This is a genomic window from Stenotrophomonas sp. 21LCFQ19 (genome assembly GCF_056861425.1).
Genome location: NZ_JBSPUF010000005.1, coordinates 125,457 through 141,191, shown reverse-complemented (window position 1 = coordinate 141,191; position 15,735 = coordinate 125,457). Strand labels below are relative to the sequence as shown.

Sequence of the window (15,735 nt, the reverse complement as noted above, 5' to 3'; positions counted from 1 at the left end):
GGGGCCGCCCCTCTGCGGGGGCGGCGGCGCCCGCGGCCCGGCCCCCCCCCCCCCCCCCCCCCCCCCCCACTACAGGGCCTCACTGGAAGTTGTAGCGCACCACGTGGAAGAACACCGGCGCGGAGAACACCACCGAATCCAGCCGGTCCAGGATGCCACCATGGCCTTCGATCATCTCGCCCCAGTCCTTGGCGCCGAGGCTGCGCTTCACCGCCGACAGCGCTAGTCCGCCAAGGAAGCCGCAGATCACGATCAGCAGCGACAGTGCCGCCGACTGCAGTGGTGAGAACGGGGTGATCCACCACAGCGCCGCGCCCACGCCGGTCGCCGCCATACCGCCACCGACCAGGCCTTCAACTGTCTTCGACGGGCTGACCAAGGGGGCGAGCAGGTGTTTGCCGAACAGCTTGCCGAACACGTACTGCAGCACGTCGCTGAGCTGTACCACCAGCAGCAGGTAGAACAGCAGCATCAGGTTCTGCCCTTCGTAGCCGGGAATACGCAGCAGCATCAGTGCCGGCGCATGGCTGAGGCAGAACACGGTGAGCATCACGCCCCACTGGATCTTGGTGTTGCGCTCCAGGAAGTTCTCGGTGTCACCAGACAGTGCCGATACCGCCGGCAGGGCGAGGAAGCCGTACACCGGGATGCACATGACGAACAGGCCGTACCAGTCGATGCCGATCAGCCAGTACTGCAACGGGATGGCGATGTAGAAGCACAGGCACAGCGCCAGGTGATCGCCACGGCGCGTCGGCGTCAGCGAGATGAACTCACGCAGGGCGAAGAACGACAGCAGGCCGAAGAACACCAGCGTGGCGATCTTGCCGAGCACGAAGCAGAACAGCAGCACGGCGGCCATTACCCACCACGCACGGATGCGGGCGTTGAGGTTGTCGACCACCGAGCCTGGCTTGATCCGGCCGAGGATGAAGCCGATCGAGCTGGCGAGTATCAGCACGCCAAACACGCCACCGATCATCCACCAGAAGCTGGGTGGCGCGCGGTCGATGGCCTGCTGCAGGAAACTGCCCAGCGGCAATTGTTGGAAAACGTTGTTCATGCCAGCTCCACCACCGCGTTGCGTGCGCGTTCCAGGAACTGCGCCTTGTCTTCACCGGGGACGCGGGTGAGCGGTGCGCCGAAGCGTGCCGTACATACCAGCGGCACCGGCACCATGCTGCCCTTGGGCAGCGCGCGACGAGCATTGTCCAGATACACCGGTACCAGCTCCACATGCGGGTACTGCTGGGCCAGATGGAACAGGCCGGCCTTGAACGGCTGTGGCAACGGTTCGTGGTTGCGGGTGCCTTCCGGGAACAGGATCAATGAATCACCAGCGTCCAGCGCGTCATGCAAAGGCTGCAGTGGATCGCCTTCGCATTTGCTGCGGTCTCGTTCGATCAGCACTGCGTTGAAGCCCTTGTCGGCGATGAGCTTGCGCACGCCCTTGCTCCAGTAATCGCGCGCGGCGACTGGGCGGGTGTGCTCGCGCAGGGCTGGCGGTAGCGCCGACCACAACGCCACCGTATCCAGATGACTGGCGTGGTTGGCGAAGTAGATGCGCTGGGTGTCGTTGGGGCGACTGCCGACCCAGCGCGGGTAGGCACCAATGAAGATCTTGACCGCGGCGACCAGCAGGCTGGAGAGCATCAGTTGCCTGCCTTGAGCTGCGTGGCGATGGCGCGGGTGCGGGTGATGCAGGTCAACAGCGAGCCGGCGGCGATGATGATGGCGGCGGCAGGCAATACGTAATGCGTGTGCGTGCTCAGCTGCTCGATAATGGCCAGCACGCAGGCTGCGGTGAGCACGAACATGCGGTGTTGTTTGGCCATCGGCCCGCGGAAGTCCTGGGCCAGACCAAGGCTGGCGCCGGACAGGCGTACATAGGCGGTGAGCGCGGCCAGCAATGCGCCGAGCCAGCCCAGCCAGGGCATGCCGGCGGCATAGCCGAGCGCGGTAATCAGCAGCGAGTCGGCGATGCGGTCGGGGTACTCGTTGTAGAGCGCGCCGGTTGGCGTCTGTTTGCCACCTTCCATTGCGACCATGCCGTCAAGCAGATTGCAGATCAGACGCAGTTGGACGCTGACGGCGCAGGCGATCAGCCCGGTTATGCCGGGGCAATACAACAGCGCAGCTGCGCCACCTGCAGCAAAGAAGATGCTGAGTACCGAAATCTGGTTCGGCGTGATTGATGAGCGTGCCAACGCGGCGCTGAGGGCGCGAGCCCAGCCGGTGGAACGGGCGGCAATTGGTCTACGGTCTTCCTTTCCCATGGGCCGATGGTAGTGCATTGGTCGTTATGGGGAACAGGGCGGAGGGCGTGGGGCTGCTGAGGTCGGGCTGTCGGAGGGCTTTGAGAGCGGCCCTGGGCTCGACTTCTGCTTTGGCTTTGGCTTTGGCTTTGGCCGTTGGCCGTTGGCTGTTGGCTTTGGCTTTGGCTCTGGCTCTGGCTCTGGCTCTGGCTTTGGCTTTGGCGGTCGCTTCGGCAGTTGCTGTTTGCTGTCCCTTCTCCCGCGTGCGGGAGAAGGTGCCCGGAGGGCGGATGAGGGGGGTTTAGCTTCTGTTTTTGCTGGATCAAGAGTCAACGCCAAAGCCAAAGCCAACGCCAACGCCAACGCCAAAGCCAAAGCCAAAGCTGCCCTCATCCCAACCCTTCTCCCGCAGGCGGGAGAAGGGCTAAAGCAAAAGCAAAGGCAAAGGCAGCAGCCAAAGCCAACGCCAACGCCAACGCCAACGCCAAAGCCAAAGCCAAAGCCCAAAAAGCTGTCCTCGTAGGCAGCCTTCTTTGCTCAAACACCACAAGCGGAGGAAACCAGCTCAAACCGCCTGCAGTCGCGCGCGTGTCTCTGCATCTGGGAAACCAAGCGTGAGATAACGCGGCGGGTGGATGTGCCGGATGTCTTCACGCAGCAAGTGGCCAAGGACGGGTTGCGCCTGCTCCCAATCAACCATCAGGGTCTCAGCTTCCCCATCCTCCACTGGCATTACCAGCACCAGGCGGTCGGTGCGGGGAAGTGAGCTGGCAACTCCATCGGTCCAGGCGCACAGCGAAACATGGTCGTCGCTGTGGACCATGAAGCTGGCAACAAACACATCTTCCTCATGCTTCTGGTGCACGCGCTCCAACAACTGTTTCTGCAACGCGTAGGCCTCGGCGTCGAGTTCCAGCCGAAGCTGCCGCTGTCGCTCACGCAGGCCCGCATCCGCCAGCACGTGTGCATGCAACTGGCCGTCGTCGTAGCGCAGCACCTCCCACGAGATCACACGTCCATCGGCAAACGCATTGGCGGCCAACTCCAGCATCTGCGCCTGCCCCTGCAGGTCGCCTTCGCCGGTGACCAGCAATACGTCGCGGGTAGCCAGCATGAACACCGGCAGCCCGGCGACCGGCACCCGATGCAGCAGGTCAGGCAGCAGTGCGCGGCTGCTGTCATAGGCATCGCCCCATGCGGCCTGATAGACGCCGGGCAGCACCTCGACGAAGGGCTCATCAGGGCTTTCCCGCAGATTGCTGCGCGCGATGCTCAAGGCCTGGTCGAAATCCACACCCCAGGCTTCTTCCGGGCCGCGGGTGAGGGTGGCGGTATGGTCGGGGTGGTCTACCGCCAGCAGCTCGACGCATTCCTCGCTCAGACGCCGGTATTTGAGCTGCATTGGAGGGGCATCCCACCCATCCTGTTCGGCATGGTGCAGGTTGATCTCTTCCAACTGGGTGATGCTGCGGATCAAGGGGCGCAGCAAGGGCCGGGCCTGCTCCCAGCTCATCGCGTCATCTTTTTCGTGGACGCCAAGCAAGCTGCTGAAGGCCAGCAATGCCTTGCGTTGCTGCCCGCGCGGGGCGCCGAGATAGGCGTGGTAGGCGTTGTGCAGGTTGAAGTAGGAACCGTTGGCATGGCGGATGCGGAAGGTATCCGCCTCGTACTCCAGTTCATGCGGGTAGCCATTGCTGCGCACCGCGTCGATGAACTTGCGGGCAAACCGGTCCGGGTCGGGCTTGTCTTTGAAGAGATTGCCGAAAAATGCTGAAAACATGCCAACGCTCCCTGTGTATGCAGAGCAATGGTGTGCGGGCGCGTCGGTGCTTGGCAAGCGCGGTTGTACAAAAAGCAGACGGGCCGCTTGCGCGGCCCGTCCGGGTGGTGCTTTTACCTGCCGCTGAACTTACTTCAGCTTTGCAGCCTTGCGCAGGGCTTCGGCACGGTCGGTGTTTTCCCAGGAGAACGCGGTTGCGTTCTGGGTCTTGCCGTCGCCGTCGACGTACGAGAATTCCTTCGGCTTGCGGCCGAAGTGGCCGTAGGCAGCGGTCTGCTGGTACATCGGGTGGATCAGGTCCAGCATCTTGATGATGCCGTACGGACGCAGGTCGAAGTGGGCGCGGATCAGCTTCTCGATCTGTGCGTCCGGGATCTTGCCGGTGCCGAAGGTGGTGACCGAGATCGAGGTCGGCTCGGCCACGCCGATGGCGTAGGAGACCTGCACTTCGCACTTGTCGGCCAGGCCAGCGGCAACCACGTTCTTGGCGACGTAACGGGCAGCGTAAGCGGCCGAACGGTCAACCTTGGACGGGTCCTTGCCGGAGAACGCACCGCCACCGTGACGGGCCATGCCGCCGTAGGTGTCGACGATGATCTTGCGACCGGTCAGGCCGCAATCGCCCACCGGACCGCCGATCACGAAGATACCGGTTGGGTTGATGTGCACCTTGTTCTTCGGCAGCTTGTCCAGCCATGCCTTCGGCAGCACCGGCTTGAGGATGTGCTCGCGCACGGCCTCGACCAGGTCCTTCTGCTTCACGCCCGGATCGTGCTGGGTCGACAGCACAACCGCGTCCAGGCCTTCGATCTTGCCGTCCTGGCCGTAACGCAGGGTCACCTGGCTCTTGGCGTCCGGGCGCAGCCACGGCAACGGCGAGTTCTTCTTCTTGCGGACCTTGGCCTGCTGCTCGACCAGGCGGTGCGAGTAGTAGATCGGTGCCGGCATGAATTCCGGGGCTTCGTTGCAGGCATAGCCGAACATCAGGCCCTGGTCACCAGCGCCTTGCTCTTCCGGCTTCTTGGCCTTCTTGTTGGTGCCGTCAACGCCGGCAGCAATGTCCGGCGACTGCTTGCCCAGCATGTTGATGATGGCGCAGGTGTGGCCGTCGAAGCCGACATTGGAGTTGTCGTAGCCGATCTCGTTGATGACGTTGCGGGTCAGTTCTTCGATATCGACCCACGCCGAGGTGGTCACTTCGCCGGCGACAATCGCCGCACCGGTCTTGACCAGGGTTTCGCAGGCCACGCGGGCGCGCTTGTCCTGGGCCAGGATCGCGTCCAGCACCGCATCGGAGATCTGGTCGGCAATCTTGTCCGGATGGCCTTCGGAGACCGATTCGGAGGTGAACAGGTAGCTGGACATCGGGCTATATATCCCTTGATTCGGATGGAAAGATGGGCGCGCATCATACACGGTCGGCACCTTGACGGAATAGTGCCGAAGTGTCTGTTGCCATCCGGTTAAGGCACGGTCACCGGATTGCCGCAAAACCGCAACCAGCCTGCCTTGTAGCGGGCGCAGGCTCCCGGCCAATGGGCCGACAGGGAGACCTTGCCATGCAACAGATCGCGCAGCGCCTGCAGCAACGCTACCCCGATTGGTTCCACGGCCCGCGCCGCCACCTGGCCCGGCCATTGCTGCGCACAGTGGGGCGCTGGTCACGTTTCGACCAGATGGACGCCTTCCTGCAGCGCAGCGCCGGGCTGCAGGGCTTTGCCTTCGTCAGCGCCGCGCTGGGCTTCCTGGACGCCGGCTATGCGGTGGATGCGGCGGCGCTGGCGCGGATTCCGGCCAGCGGCCGCCTGCTGATCGTCGCCAACCACCCGTCCGGGGCGCTGGATGCGCTGGCCTTGCTGGACGCGGTGGGCCGGGTCCGCAACGACGTGCGGATCATCGCCAACGACATGTTGCTGGAGCTCGAACCATTGCGTGAGCTGCTGCTGCCCGTTCGCATCCTCGGCGGCCGTGCCCAGCGGGCCAGCCTGCAGGCGGTGGAACAGGCGCTGCAGGCCGAGCAGTGCGTGATCGTGTTCCCGGCCGGTGAGGTCTCGCGGCTGTCGCTGCAGGGTATCCGCGACGGCCGCTGGAACCGCGGTTTCGTCCGTTTCGCCCGCGCCTGCGACACGCCGGTGCTGCCGGTGCGGGTGCAGGCGCGTAACTCGGCCCTGTTCTACGGCGCCTCGGCGCTGTTCAAGCCTGCAGGTACCGCCTTGCTGGCGCGGGAGATGTTTGCCCGCCGCAAGCGCCCGCTGCGCCTGCAGATCGGCCAGCTGATGCGGCTGGACGCGCAGCAGGACCCGGCGCGGCAGCTGCAGGCGGTGCGCGAGGCGCTGTACGCGCTGGGCAGGGAGCAGCAGAACGCCGAGTTGCGCGAGGACGGCCCGCAGCCGCTGGCCGAGCCGGTAGCTGTGGCCGATGTCGCCGCTGCCATCGACACGACTGAGCTGCTCGGCCAGACCAGCGACGGCAAGCAGATCCGCCTGGCCCACTGCGCCGCCAACTCACCCTTGCTGCTGGAGCTGGGTCGGCTGCGTGAGCTGACCTTCCGCGAAGTGGGCGAGGGCACCGGCCGCAGCCGGGACCTGGATGACTTCGACCCGCTCTACCAGCACATCGTGGTCTGGGACGCGCCCGCCCAGCGCATCGCCGGTGCCTACCGGGTGATGCGCGGCGCACCGGCCTTGGCGCGCAGTGGCCTGCAGGGCCTGTATACCGCCAGCCTGTTCCGCTACTCGGACGATGCCATCCCGCGCATCGCCGAGGGCATGGAGCTGGGCCGCAGCTTCGTGGTGCCCGACTACTGGGGCAGCCGCAGCCTGGACTACCTGTGGCAGGGCATCGGCGCCTACCTCGCCAGCCAACCGGGCGTGCGCTATCTGTTCGGCGCGGTGTCGATCAGTGCCGCGCTGCCGCGCGAGGCGCGCGAGCAGCTGGTGGCCTATTACCAGCAGTACTACGGCGCCGCCCGCAGCCTGGCCGAGTCGAACCGGCCCTTCCAGTACTTCGCCGCGCCACCGAGTTTCGGCGAGCTGGATACGCAGGCCGCGTTCGATGTGCTCAAGGCCAACCTGGCGACGCTGGGCACCAGCGTGCCGACCCTGTACCGGCAGTACACCGATCTGTGCGAACCCGGTGGCGCACGTTTCCTCGCGTTCGGCGTGGACCCGGATTTCAGTGATTCCATCGACGGCCTGATCGAGGTGGACCTGCAGGCCATCCGCCCGCACAAACGCAAACGCTATCTGCGTGATGCCGGAGCAACGGCATGAGTGCGGTGCCGGTGCTGCCGCCGCATCGGCGTGCAGTGTTCATCTCCGACACGCATCTGGGCGCGCGCCATTGCCATGCGGCGGAGCTGGCGCGCTTCCTCACCAGCCTGCGTTGCGAACGTCTGTATCTGGTCGGCGACATCGTCGATCTATGGTGGCTTTCGCATAAGCGCGCAACCTGGCAGCAGGCACACAACGAGGTGATCGAAGCGCTGCATGCACTGCGTCGCGCCGGCACCGAGATCATCTACATCCCCGGCAACCACGATGCGCCACTGCGGCGCACCTGCGGTTTGATGCTGCCGGCCATGCAGGTGCGGCGCCGAGCCATCCACACCACCGCCGATGGCCGGCGCCTGTTGGTCGTGCATGGTGATGACTATGACGGCGCCACCCACTTCGGTGGGCTGCAGGAGCGCTTTGGTGACTGGCTGTATTACCGCATCCTCACCGGCAACCGCCTGTTCAACGCCGCGCGGCGCCGGCTTGGCCTGCGCTACTGGTCGCTGTCGGAGTTCCTCAAGCGCCAAAGCGGTGCGGCCGAACGCTATATCGAGCGCTTCGTGCAGGCCGGCCTGGCCGACGTACGCCGGCGCGGGCTGGACGGCATCATCTGCGGCCACATCCATCGCGCGGCGCTGGTCGAGCGCGATGGCCTGGTCTATGCCAACGACGGCGACTGGGTGGAAAGCCTGACCGCGCTGGCCGAAGACCCGGATGGCAGCCTGCGCCTGCTCGATCATTCCGGCCGCAGCCTGGTCTGCCTGCCGGGAAGCCTGCGGCAGGCGCAGGCGGCCTGATCGCACGGCTGGCTTCTTCCTCACCCGTTGGGCGGCTATGCTGGGTCCAGCCAACGAGCAGGGAGTATCGGGGTGGCAGGCAAGCAACCAGCATCGGTCGCGATAGGGTTGTGTGTGCTGTGGATGCTGCTGGCACCGCCGGCAGTGGCGGCAGAGGTGGTGCCTGCCTTGAGCTACGAGCAGGCGCGGCAACGCCTGGAGCAGGTATCCGACGCGCTGGCCGCCGCCGATGCCGGGGTGCGCAACAAGCTGGACCTGCAGGATGCCAGCCGCTACCTGCGGCTCCCTGAAATCACCGCCGACGTGCGCCGCATGCAGTTCCAGAAGACCTTGAACCTGCCGCTGGGTTCGTTGGCACCAGTGGCCGAGGCATTCGGCATCGAGTCACCGCTGGAGTTTGGTGAGCGTGACTGGCGCACGCGTCCCATTGTTACTGCCAGCCTGCCCTTGTACAGCGGTGGCCTGATCCCGGCCGCGCAGGGGGCGGCACAGGCCGCCAGCGAGTTGGCCCAGGCCGATCGCGAACTGCAGCGGCAGTCCTTGTCGCTGCAGCTGGTGCAGGCCTACTTCGGCCAGCAGTTGGCCGAGCAGGCGGTACAAGTGCGCCGTGACGTGCGTGACGGTCTGCAGCGGCACCTCGAAGATGCGCAGAAGCTCGAACGCGAGGGTTTTGCCACCAAGGCGCAACGGCTGCAGGCCAACGTCGCCCGCGACAAGGCCGAGCGCGAATACCAGAAGGCCGTCAACGATCTGTCCACCCTGCAGCAGGCGCTGGCCACCTTGCTGCGCAGTGGCGGCACGGTTGCGACTACGTCGCCGCTGTTCGTGATCAATGGCCCGGTCGGTGCGCGCGAGGAATTCGAACGCAGTGCCCAGCAGCGGCATCCGCAGGTTGGCCGCTTGCGCGCGCTGAGCGCGCAGGCCGAGCAGGGCGTGCGTGCACAGCAGGCCAAGCTCAAGCCGCAGATCTACCTGTTCGGCCAGTACGACCTGCGCCGTCGCGACGCGTTGTTGACCGACGCCGACTGGGCATTCGGCATCGGCCTGCGCTATACCTTCCTGTCACCGACGGCGCGGCCACTGCAGGTCAGCGCGGCGCGTGCGCAGCTGGAGCAGGCGCAATCGGGGCTGAGCGAAGTGGAGAACCAGTTGCAGCTCGGCGTCGGCAAGGCCTGGAACGAGCTGGAGACCGCCCGCGCGCAGTTCCAGCTGCTCGACAGCAGCATCGCCCAGGCGCAGGAAAACCTGCGCCTGCAGGAGCTGTCGTTCCGTGAAGGCCAGTCCACCTCGCTGGATGTGATCGACGCGCGGCTCGGCCTGGGCGGTGCGCAGGTGGAACGTGCACAGGCCGCCTATCAATTCGACGTGGCGCTGGCGCAGCTGCTGGAAGTGAGCGGGCAGCTGCAACGTTTTGACGACTACCGCCAACGTGCGGACAAGGTGCTGGAATGAGCGATTCGCTGCAGGTGGAGACCAATCCGCGGCAACGCCGCGTGTTCCTGATTGCCGGCGTGGTGTTGCTGGTGCTGGTGGCAGTCGGCCTGTGGCTGGGCCTGCGCAGCCCACCGGACCAGGTGCAGGGCATGGCCGATGCCGACAACGTCAACGTCGCCGCCAAGGTCACCGCGCGCCTGCAGCAGGTGCATGTGCGCGAAGGCGACCGGGTCAGGGCCGGGCAGGTGCTGTTCGATCTCGACAGCCCTGAAGTCGCCGCCAAGGAGCGCCAGGCTGACGCGGTGGTGGCTGCAGCGGCGGCGATGGCGTCCAAGGCCGAGGAGGGTGCACGCAGCGAGGATATCCGCGCCGCCGAAGCCAACTGGAAGCGTGCGCAGGCCGGTGCTGAACTGGCAACCAGCACTTTCCGCAGGCTCGACAATCTTTACGCCGAGGGCGTGGTAAGCCGGCAGAAGCGAGACGAAGCACAGGCGCAGGCGCGCAGCGCCAACGAACTGACCCGCGCTGCGCGCGCGCAGTACGACCTTGCCCTGGCTGGTGCCCGCGTGCAGGACAAGGACGCGGCACTGGCACAGGTGCGGCAAGCGGAGGGCGCCAAGGCCGAGGTCGATGCGGCGCGGCAGGAAACCCAGGGCCGTGCGCCGCTGGCGGGTGAGGTCGGCAAGCGCATGGCCGATATCGGCGAACTGGTGCCGGCCGGCTATCCGGTTTTCACCCTGGTCGACATCGACCATATGTGGGTGGCGCTGAACCTGCGCGAGGACCAGATGAACGGACTCAAGCCCGGCGCCCGCCTGCAGGGCACGATTCCGGCCCTGCAGGACCGCAGTGCGGCGTTCGAGGTTTACTTCATCAATCCGGCCGGTGACTACGCCACCTGGCGCAGCACGCGGCAGTCGTCCGGCTATGACGTGCGCAGCTTTGAGGTTCGGGCGCGGCCACAGCAGGCAATCGAAGGATTCCGGCCGGGCATGAGCGTGCTGTTTGCATGGCCGCAGGACTGACATCTGCCGGTGCCTTCGCCGCCTCGCTGCGGCGCGAGTTGCAGCACTGGCGCAGTGACCGCTGGGAGCTGGCGTTGGTGACGGTGCTGCCATTGCTGCTGATGGCGCTGATGATGTGGCTGTTCTCCGGCTCGGTGCTGCGGCAGGTGCCGATCGCCCTGGTTGACCTGGACCACAGCCCGACCAGTCGCGGTCTGGCACGCGCCATCGATGACAGCCCCGGCGTGCGGGTGGCAAGCCAGCCGGCGTCGCTGCAGCAGGCGCAGGCGCAGCTGCGGGCGCTGGAAGTGTTTGCCATCGTGCTGGTGCCACGCGACCTGAGCCGGCGCGCGCTGCGTGGCGAAACCGTACCGGTCTACGCCTTCTACAACGCCACCTACATGGCGACCGGGCAGTCGGCCGGACGCGATATCGGTGATGCGGTGAGTGCCTACAACGCGCGCATGCTCAAGCAGCAGATCGCGCTGCAGGTTGGCCCGGCAAAACTGCGTGGGCCGCCGGTGACGGTGCAGGCCACGGTGCTGTACAACCCGGCGCGCAGCTATGAGTTGTTCCTGCTGCCGCTGATCTTCCCGGCCATGCTGTCCCTGCTGGCCGCGCTCGCGGCCGGTGCCGCGTTTGGGCGCGAGCAGCGCGATGGCCTGCTCGGCGGCTGGTTGCGGCAACGGCCGTGGGCGGCGATGGCTGGCAAGCTGTTTCCGTATGTCGCGCTGTTCTCGCTGTATGGCGCGCTTGGCGTGCTGTATCTGGCCTATGTGCGCGGTGACGGCATGGCCGGCAGTCTGTGGCTGATGCTGCTGGCGCAGCCGCTGTTCTACCTGGCCTGCTGCAGTTTCGCGCTGCTGTTCATTGCCGTGACCCGCGACACCTGCACGGGACTGTCGGCGGTGGGTCTGACGATTGGTACCGCGCTGGCGTTTTCCGGTGCCACCTTCCCGGTGATCGAGGCGCCGTTGTTCACCCGCGTCTGGAACCTGTTGCTGCCGCTCACCGCCTATGTGCAGGTGCAGATGCAGCAGTTGTTCATGGGCGCGCCTTGGCAGGTGTCGCTGCGGCCATTGGCGGTACTGTTGTTGATGACCGTGGTGGCCGGCGGCTTGGGGGCGTACCTGCTGCTGCGCACTGCACGCCAGCAGGTGCGTGCATGAGCGGCTTCGGCGCTGGCTTCCGGAGCGCCCTGCAGGCGATGTTCGCCGACCCGGCCGCGCGCGCGGTGATGATAGGCGCGGTGCTGCTGTACTCGTTCTTCTATCCGGCGGCGTATCGCCACCAGGTCGCCAGTGACCTGCCGATCGCGGTGGTGGATGCGGACCACAGCGCAACCAGCCGCGAGCTGATCCGGCATGTGGACGCACTGCTGGCGGTGCGGGTGGTCAGCCAGCCGCCGGATCTGGCCCAGGCCAAACAGCAACTGCTGCGCGGCGAGGTGGATGGCATCGTGCTGATCCCGCAGCGGCTGGAACGCGACATCCTGCGTGGCGGTAGTGGGCAACTGGTGCTGCTGGGCAATGGTGCCTACCTGAGCCGGGCGAGCACCATTCTCAACGGGCTGGCCGAGGGCATCACCGGCTTTGGTCGCCAGCAGGCAGTGCGCCAGGCGGCGTTCATGGGCGCGCCGCAGGCAGCGCCGCTGCAACTGGTGCAGCGGCCGCTGTACAACACGCGTGAAGGCTATGGCAGCAGCGTGGTGCCGGGGGTATCGGAACTGATCGTGCACCAGACCCTGCTGCTCGGCATCGGCGTATTGCTTGGCAGCCGCCGCGCACAGTTGGGTAGACGCCTGCAGTTCGACCTGCCGACCTTGTCCGGTATGGCGCTGGCCTTCGTTGTGGTGGCGGTGTGCGGGTTGCTGTACTACGTCGGCTTCACTGCCTGGGCGCAGGACTATCCGCGCGGCGGCAACATCCCCGGGATGTTGTTGGCAGTGCTGCTGTTCGCGCTGGCAACGGTGCCGTTCGGGATGTTCATCGCCAGCTTCTTCGATACCCGCGAGCGGGCGTTCCAGTACGTCACTGCGGTATCGATCCCGCTGTTCTTCCTGTCCAACCTGTCGTGGCCGGCCATCGCTTCGCCGCCGGCCCTGGTGGCGTTGGCCAAGCTGTTGCCGACCACCGCCGGCATCAATGCCATCGTCCGCACCCAGCAGTTGGGTGCGCGCTTGCCGGAGATAGCTGGCGAGCTGCTCAACCTGCTGTTGCTGGCGCTGCTGTACGGCGGCCTGATGCTGTGGCGGCTGCATGGCCGAAGACGGCGCTGAGCGCCGCGTTGGCTGCTAGCATCGGCGCATGGATTCCCTCAGCCAGATCGTTCTCGGTGGTGCGATCGCCGCCGCCATCACCCCCGCCGCCCATCGCCGCGCCGCCTTGCTTGCAGGCGCCGCTTTGGCAACGCTGCCCGATCTGGACGGCTTGGCGATCATGGCCTTCACCGACAACCCGGTGAGCCTGATGACGGTGCACCGCAGCTTCAGCCATTCGCTGTTCGTGCTGCCCTTGCTGGGCACCTTGATCTGGTGGTTGTACAAGCGTTTCGGCCATGGCCGCGTTGCCCAGGCGCCGGTGCGCTGGTGGTGGGCGATGGTGCTGGCGCTGGTGACGCATCCATTGCTGGACGCCTTCACTGTTTACGGCACGCAGCTGTGGTGGCCGCTGACGCCGCCACCGACGATGTGGTCCAGCGTCTTCATCATCGATCCGCTGTATACGATCTGGTTGTTGATCGCCTGCGGCATTGCCTGGTTCGCGCGTGCCCGGCCGTTGGCGCAACGCGCGCTGGTGGCGGGCCTGGTGTTGAGTTCCGGTTATCTGGGCTGGTCGTTGATCGCAAAGGCGCAGGTGGATCGGGTAGCCGCGCAGTCCCTGGCGCAGATGGGCCTGGCCGATGCGCCGCGCTTCTCGGTGCCGATGCCATTCAACACCTTGCTGTGGCGGGTGGTGGCGATGACGCCGCAAGGCTATGTGGTCGGTGATCGTTCGCTATGGGCCGATCACGGGCCGATGCAGTTCCAGGGCTACCCCTCGAATGTGCAGGCGCTGCGGCAGGCCGCCGAAGTGCCTGCGGTGCAACGACTGAATTGGTTCAACCACGGTTTCATGCGTGCCCAGGCAGTCGATGGCGAGCTGGTGCTCAGCGATCTGCGCATGGGGCTGGAGCCGGATTACAACTTCAACTTCGCCGTTGCCAGCGAGCGCGATGGCCAGTGGCAGGCGATGCCGCCACGGCAGGTGATGCCGGCCTATCGGCAGGCCGGCAATCGTGATGTGCTGAAGCAGCGCTTGGCGCTGATGTGGCAGCGTATCTGGCGGGCGCCGGTGGCAACCGGCGCCGCCGCAACTCAGTAGACCGTGGCGCGGGCCTGCACGAAGGAATAGAAGAACACCGCATTGGGGTCGTTCTGCACCTGGGTGAACTCGGCGCGCATGCCATCCACCGTGGCCTGGTCGACCTTGCCGGCTTCCAGCAGTTGCTCGGCCGCTGACAGCAGCAGTTCTTCCCACAGCGCGAACATCACCTTGCGCCGCGCTGGTTCGCGGTTGTCCAGGTGCACGGTCTTGGTCTGCGTCTGCACATCTCGGAAGCCGCCGGCCAGCAGCAGGTTGCCGAGCTTGGCGCCGACGAACGGGTCGCCGCCGCTGTCGATCTGGAAATCGTTGAACGCCATCCAGTAGCGCCACAGGTTGGGCGAGTAGGGATCGAGCAGGAACGAGGCGTTCATCACTTCGGTGACGAATACCGGCGAGCCCGGGCTCAGTACCCGCCGCACTTCGGCCAGCGCGCGCGCAGGCGAGGGGACGTGCTCCAACACCCAGCACAGGAAGGCGCCGTCGAAGCTGCGCGGTTCGAACGGCAGGTCGGTGGCATTGGCGCGCTGGAACTCGACGCGCTCCTGCAGCCACGGCATCTGTGCCAGGTGCGCGTTGGCGGCAGCCAGCTGGCGCTCGTTGAGGTCGATGCCGGTGACCCGCAGCTCTGGGAAGCGGCGCAGCAGGATCTCGCTCTGCGCACCGACGCCGCTGCCTACTTCGAGGATGTGGCGGGAGTTGCGGAAGTCGATGTCATGGAAGATCGCCGGTTCGAACAGGCGTGCCTGCTTGCGCAGCCGCTCCTGTTCGTTTGCCGAGAAGCCATGCAGGTAGGGGAAGTCGTTGAGAGTCATGGAAACAGCGTCGTGCAGTGATCCGCCCAGTATCGCCAGCCGGTGTTACCGCGGCGCATGCGTAACGGAACCCAGCATTGCGGTGCCAGCAGCAATGTCGGCGTGGCGCGGGTTTGCGGCCTTGCGCGGCTGATAGCCATTGGTTCTGAGAATTTGCCGATTTGGAATCAGGCTTTGGTGGGAGTGTGGATGACCGCTTTTCGGCGGCTTAAAAGCCAGAGTTTCATTTGTTCTGAAAATGAAACGAATTATTGGAATTTAAGTAATTGTTCCGAATTTGGCGACAAATACAATGGGCGCCATCAAGCAAAGACCGGCGGTGTTGCCGGGCTGCTTCCCCCTGAAGGAAACGATCATGAACAGCCAAGCCATCTCCCTGTACAAGAAGCGCCGCTCCCAGTACGCCCTCGGCAAGCAGCTGCCGATCAGCCAGGACGACACCATCCAGTTGATCAAGCAGGCAGTGCGCGAGGCGCCGTCTTCGTTCAACTCGCAGTCTACCCGCGCGCTGATCCTGTTCGGCGACCACAGCCAGAAGTTCTGGGACCTGACCAAGGAAGAGCTGCGCAAGATCGTACCGGCAGAGGCGTTTGCGGCCACCGAAGGCAAGATCAACAGCTTTGCCGCCGGCGCAGGCACGGTGCTGTATTTCACCGACACCGACGTGGTGAAGGGCCTGCAGGAGCAGTTCGCCCTGTACGCCGACAATTTCCCGGTCTGGGCCGAGCAGTCCAACGGCATGGCGCAGTTCGCGGTGTGGACCGCACTGGCCGAGGCCGGTGTCGGCGCCAGCCTGCAGCATTACAACCCGTTGGTGGACGAGGCCGTGCGCAGGCAGTGGGGCATCCATGGCAACTGGCAGCTGCGTGCGCAGATGCCGTTCGGCTCGAATGAAGCCCCGTTCGGTGAAAAGACCTTCATGGAAGACGAAGCGCGCTTCAAGGTATTTGCCTGATCAAGGTATTCGGCTGAATTGCAGTGGCGCGGTTCTCTCCCCCGCGCGCCGCTGACAG

14 protein-coding genes are annotated in these 15,735 nt (G+C 65.5%); 8 read left to right on the top strand and 6 right to left on the bottom strand.

Annotation, left to right across the window (positions count from 1 at the left end):
* Window positions 1-79 precede the first annotated feature (79 nt).
* The 5 genes from AC13FW_RS07665 to metK all read right to left on the bottom strand — a co-directional run bounded on the left by AC13FW_RS07665 (window position 80) and on the right by metK (window position 5,400).
* Window positions 80-982: a phosphatidate cytidylyltransferase gene (locus AC13FW_RS07665; protein WP_481534184.1), complete on the bottom strand. Its 903-nt coding sequence runs from the start codon at window positions 980-982 to the stop codon at window positions 80-82.
* A gap of 77 nt (window positions 983-1,059) precedes the next feature.
* Complete coding sequence (locus AC13FW_RS07660) at window positions 1,060-1,653, bottom strand: lysophospholipid acyltransferase family protein (protein ID WP_481534154.1); 594 nt, start codon at window positions 1,651-1,653, stop codon at window positions 1,060-1,062.
* Window positions 1,653-2,207, bottom strand: a complete 555-nt coding sequence (locus AC13FW_RS07655) for a CDP-alcohol phosphatidyltransferase family protein (protein ID WP_482988711.1) — start codon at window positions 2,205-2,207, stop codon at window positions 1,653-1,655. Before AC13FW_RS07655 ends, AC13FW_RS07660 begins: the two co-directional genes overlap by 1 nt.
* A 613-nt stretch (window positions 2,208-2,820) precedes the next feature.
* Entirely contained in the window at window positions 2,821-4,035 is a 1,215-nt protein-coding gene (locus AC13FW_RS07650) for a DUF1444 domain-containing protein (protein WP_482988710.1), read from the bottom strand.
* Window positions 4,036-4,164: 129 nt separating this feature from the next.
* Window positions 4,165-5,400: a methionine adenosyltransferase gene (gene metK, locus AC13FW_RS07645; protein WP_296247203.1), complete on the bottom strand. Its 1,236-nt coding sequence runs from the start codon at window positions 5,398-5,400 to the stop codon at window positions 4,165-4,167.
* A 194-nt stretch (window positions 5,401-5,594) separates the two neighbouring features.
* On the opposite strand from metK, the gene olsF reads away from it, so the two are divergent.
* The 7 genes from olsF to AC13FW_RS07610 all read left to right on the top strand — a co-directional run bounded on the left by olsF (window position 5,595) and on the right by AC13FW_RS07610 (window position 13,907).
* Window positions 5,595-7,307, top strand: a complete 1,713-nt coding sequence (gene olsF, locus AC13FW_RS07640) for a bifunctional ornithine lipid synthase OlsF (RefSeq protein ID WP_296247201.1) — start codon at window positions 5,595-5,597, stop codon at window positions 7,305-7,307.
* Window positions 7,304-8,107, top strand: a complete 804-nt coding sequence (locus AC13FW_RS07635; RefSeq protein WP_481510286.1) for a UDP-2,3-diacylglucosamine diphosphatase — start codon at window positions 7,304-7,306, stop codon at window positions 8,105-8,107. Before olsF ends, AC13FW_RS07635 begins: the two co-directional genes overlap by 4 nt.
* A 66-nt stretch (window positions 8,108-8,173) precedes the next feature.
* Complete coding sequence (locus AC13FW_RS07630; protein WP_482988768.1) at window positions 8,174-9,559, top strand: TolC family protein; 1,386 nt, start codon at window positions 8,174-8,176, stop codon at window positions 9,557-9,559.
* Complete coding sequence (locus AC13FW_RS07625; protein WP_482988709.1) at window positions 9,556-10,566, top strand: HlyD family secretion protein; 1,011 nt, start codon at window positions 9,556-9,558, stop codon at window positions 10,564-10,566. Before AC13FW_RS07630 ends, AC13FW_RS07625 begins: the two co-directional genes overlap by 4 nt.
* The gene (locus AC13FW_RS07620; protein WP_296247196.1) at window positions 10,551-11,714 is read left to right on the top strand and encodes an ABC transporter permease; all 1,164 of its coding nucleotides are present in this window, start codon (window positions 10,551-10,553) and stop codon (window positions 11,712-11,714) included. Before AC13FW_RS07625 ends, AC13FW_RS07620 begins: the two co-directional genes overlap by 16 nt.
* Window positions 11,711-12,823, top strand: a complete 1,113-nt coding sequence (locus AC13FW_RS07615; RefSeq protein ID WP_482988708.1) for an ABC transporter permease — start codon at window positions 11,711-11,713, stop codon at window positions 12,821-12,823. The genes AC13FW_RS07620 and AC13FW_RS07615 overlap by 4 nt, the downstream gene beginning before the upstream one ends.
* Window positions 12,824-12,851: 28 nt before the next feature.
* Entirely contained in the window at window positions 12,852-13,907 is a 1,056-nt protein-coding gene (locus AC13FW_RS07610) for a metal-dependent hydrolase (RefSeq protein ID WP_482988707.1), read from the top strand.
* Here the strand turns inward: AC13FW_RS07610 and AC13FW_RS07605 are convergent.
* The gene (locus AC13FW_RS07605) at window positions 13,901-14,722 is read right to left on the bottom strand and encodes a methyltransferase domain-containing protein (RefSeq protein WP_296247192.1); all 822 of its coding nucleotides are present in this window, start codon (window positions 14,720-14,722) and stop codon (window positions 13,901-13,903) included. The two genes, AC13FW_RS07610 and AC13FW_RS07605, sit on opposite strands and share 7 nt — an antisense overlap.
* A 355-nt stretch (window positions 14,723-15,077) precedes the next feature.
* Between AC13FW_RS07605 and AC13FW_RS07600 the strand changes: the two genes are divergently transcribed.
* The gene (locus tag AC13FW_RS07600) at window positions 15,078-15,677 is read left to right on the top strand and encodes a nitroreductase family protein (protein ID WP_282269930.1); all 600 of its coding nucleotides are present in this window, start codon (window positions 15,078-15,080) and stop codon (window positions 15,675-15,677) included.
* Window positions 15,678-15,735: the final 58 nt, after the last annotated feature.

Coding starts and splice junctions, on each gene's coding strand:
- AC13FW_RS07615 (WP_482988708.1), top strand. CDS start 11,711: ATGAGCGGCTTCGGCGCTGGCTTCCGGAGCGCCCTGCAGGCGATGTTC.
- AC13FW_RS07620 (WP_296247196.1), top strand. CDS start 10,551: ATGGCCGCAGGACTGACATCTGCCGGTGCCTTCGCCGCCTCGCTGCGG.
- AC13FW_RS07605 (WP_296247192.1), bottom strand. CDS start 14,722: ATGACTCTCAACGACTTCCCCTACCTGCATGGCTTCTCGGCAAACGAA.
- AC13FW_RS07610 (WP_482988707.1), top strand. CDS start 12,852: ATGGATTCCCTCAGCCAGATCGTTCTCGGTGGTGCGATCGCCGCCGCC.
- AC13FW_RS07660 (WP_481534154.1), bottom strand. CDS start 1,653: ATGCTCTCCAGCCTGCTGGTCGCCGCGGTCAAGATCTTCATTGGTGCC.
- AC13FW_RS07625 (WP_482988709.1), top strand. CDS start 9,556: ATGAGCGATTCGCTGCAGGTGGAGACCAATCCGCGGCAACGCCGCGTG.
- AC13FW_RS07650 (WP_482988710.1), bottom strand. CDS start 4,035: ATGTTTTCAGCATTTTTCGGCAATCTCTTCAAAGACAAGCCCGACCCG.
- AC13FW_RS07635 (WP_481510286.1), top strand. CDS start 7,304: ATGAGTGCGGTGCCGGTGCTGCCGCCGCATCGGCGTGCAGTGTTCATC.
- AC13FW_RS07600 (WP_282269930.1), top strand. CDS start 15,078: ATGAACAGCCAAGCCATCTCCCTGTACAAGAAGCGCCGCTCCCAGTAC.
- AC13FW_RS07665 (WP_481534184.1), bottom strand. CDS start 982: ATGATCGGTGGCGTGTTTGGCGTGCTGATACTCGCCAGCTCGATCGGC.
- olsF (WP_296247201.1), top strand. CDS start 5,595: ATGCAACAGATCGCGCAGCGCCTGCAGCAACGCTACCCCGATTGGTTC.
- metK (WP_296247203.1), bottom strand. CDS start 5,400: ATGTCCAGCTACCTGTTCACCTCCGAATCGGTCTCCGAAGGCCATCCG.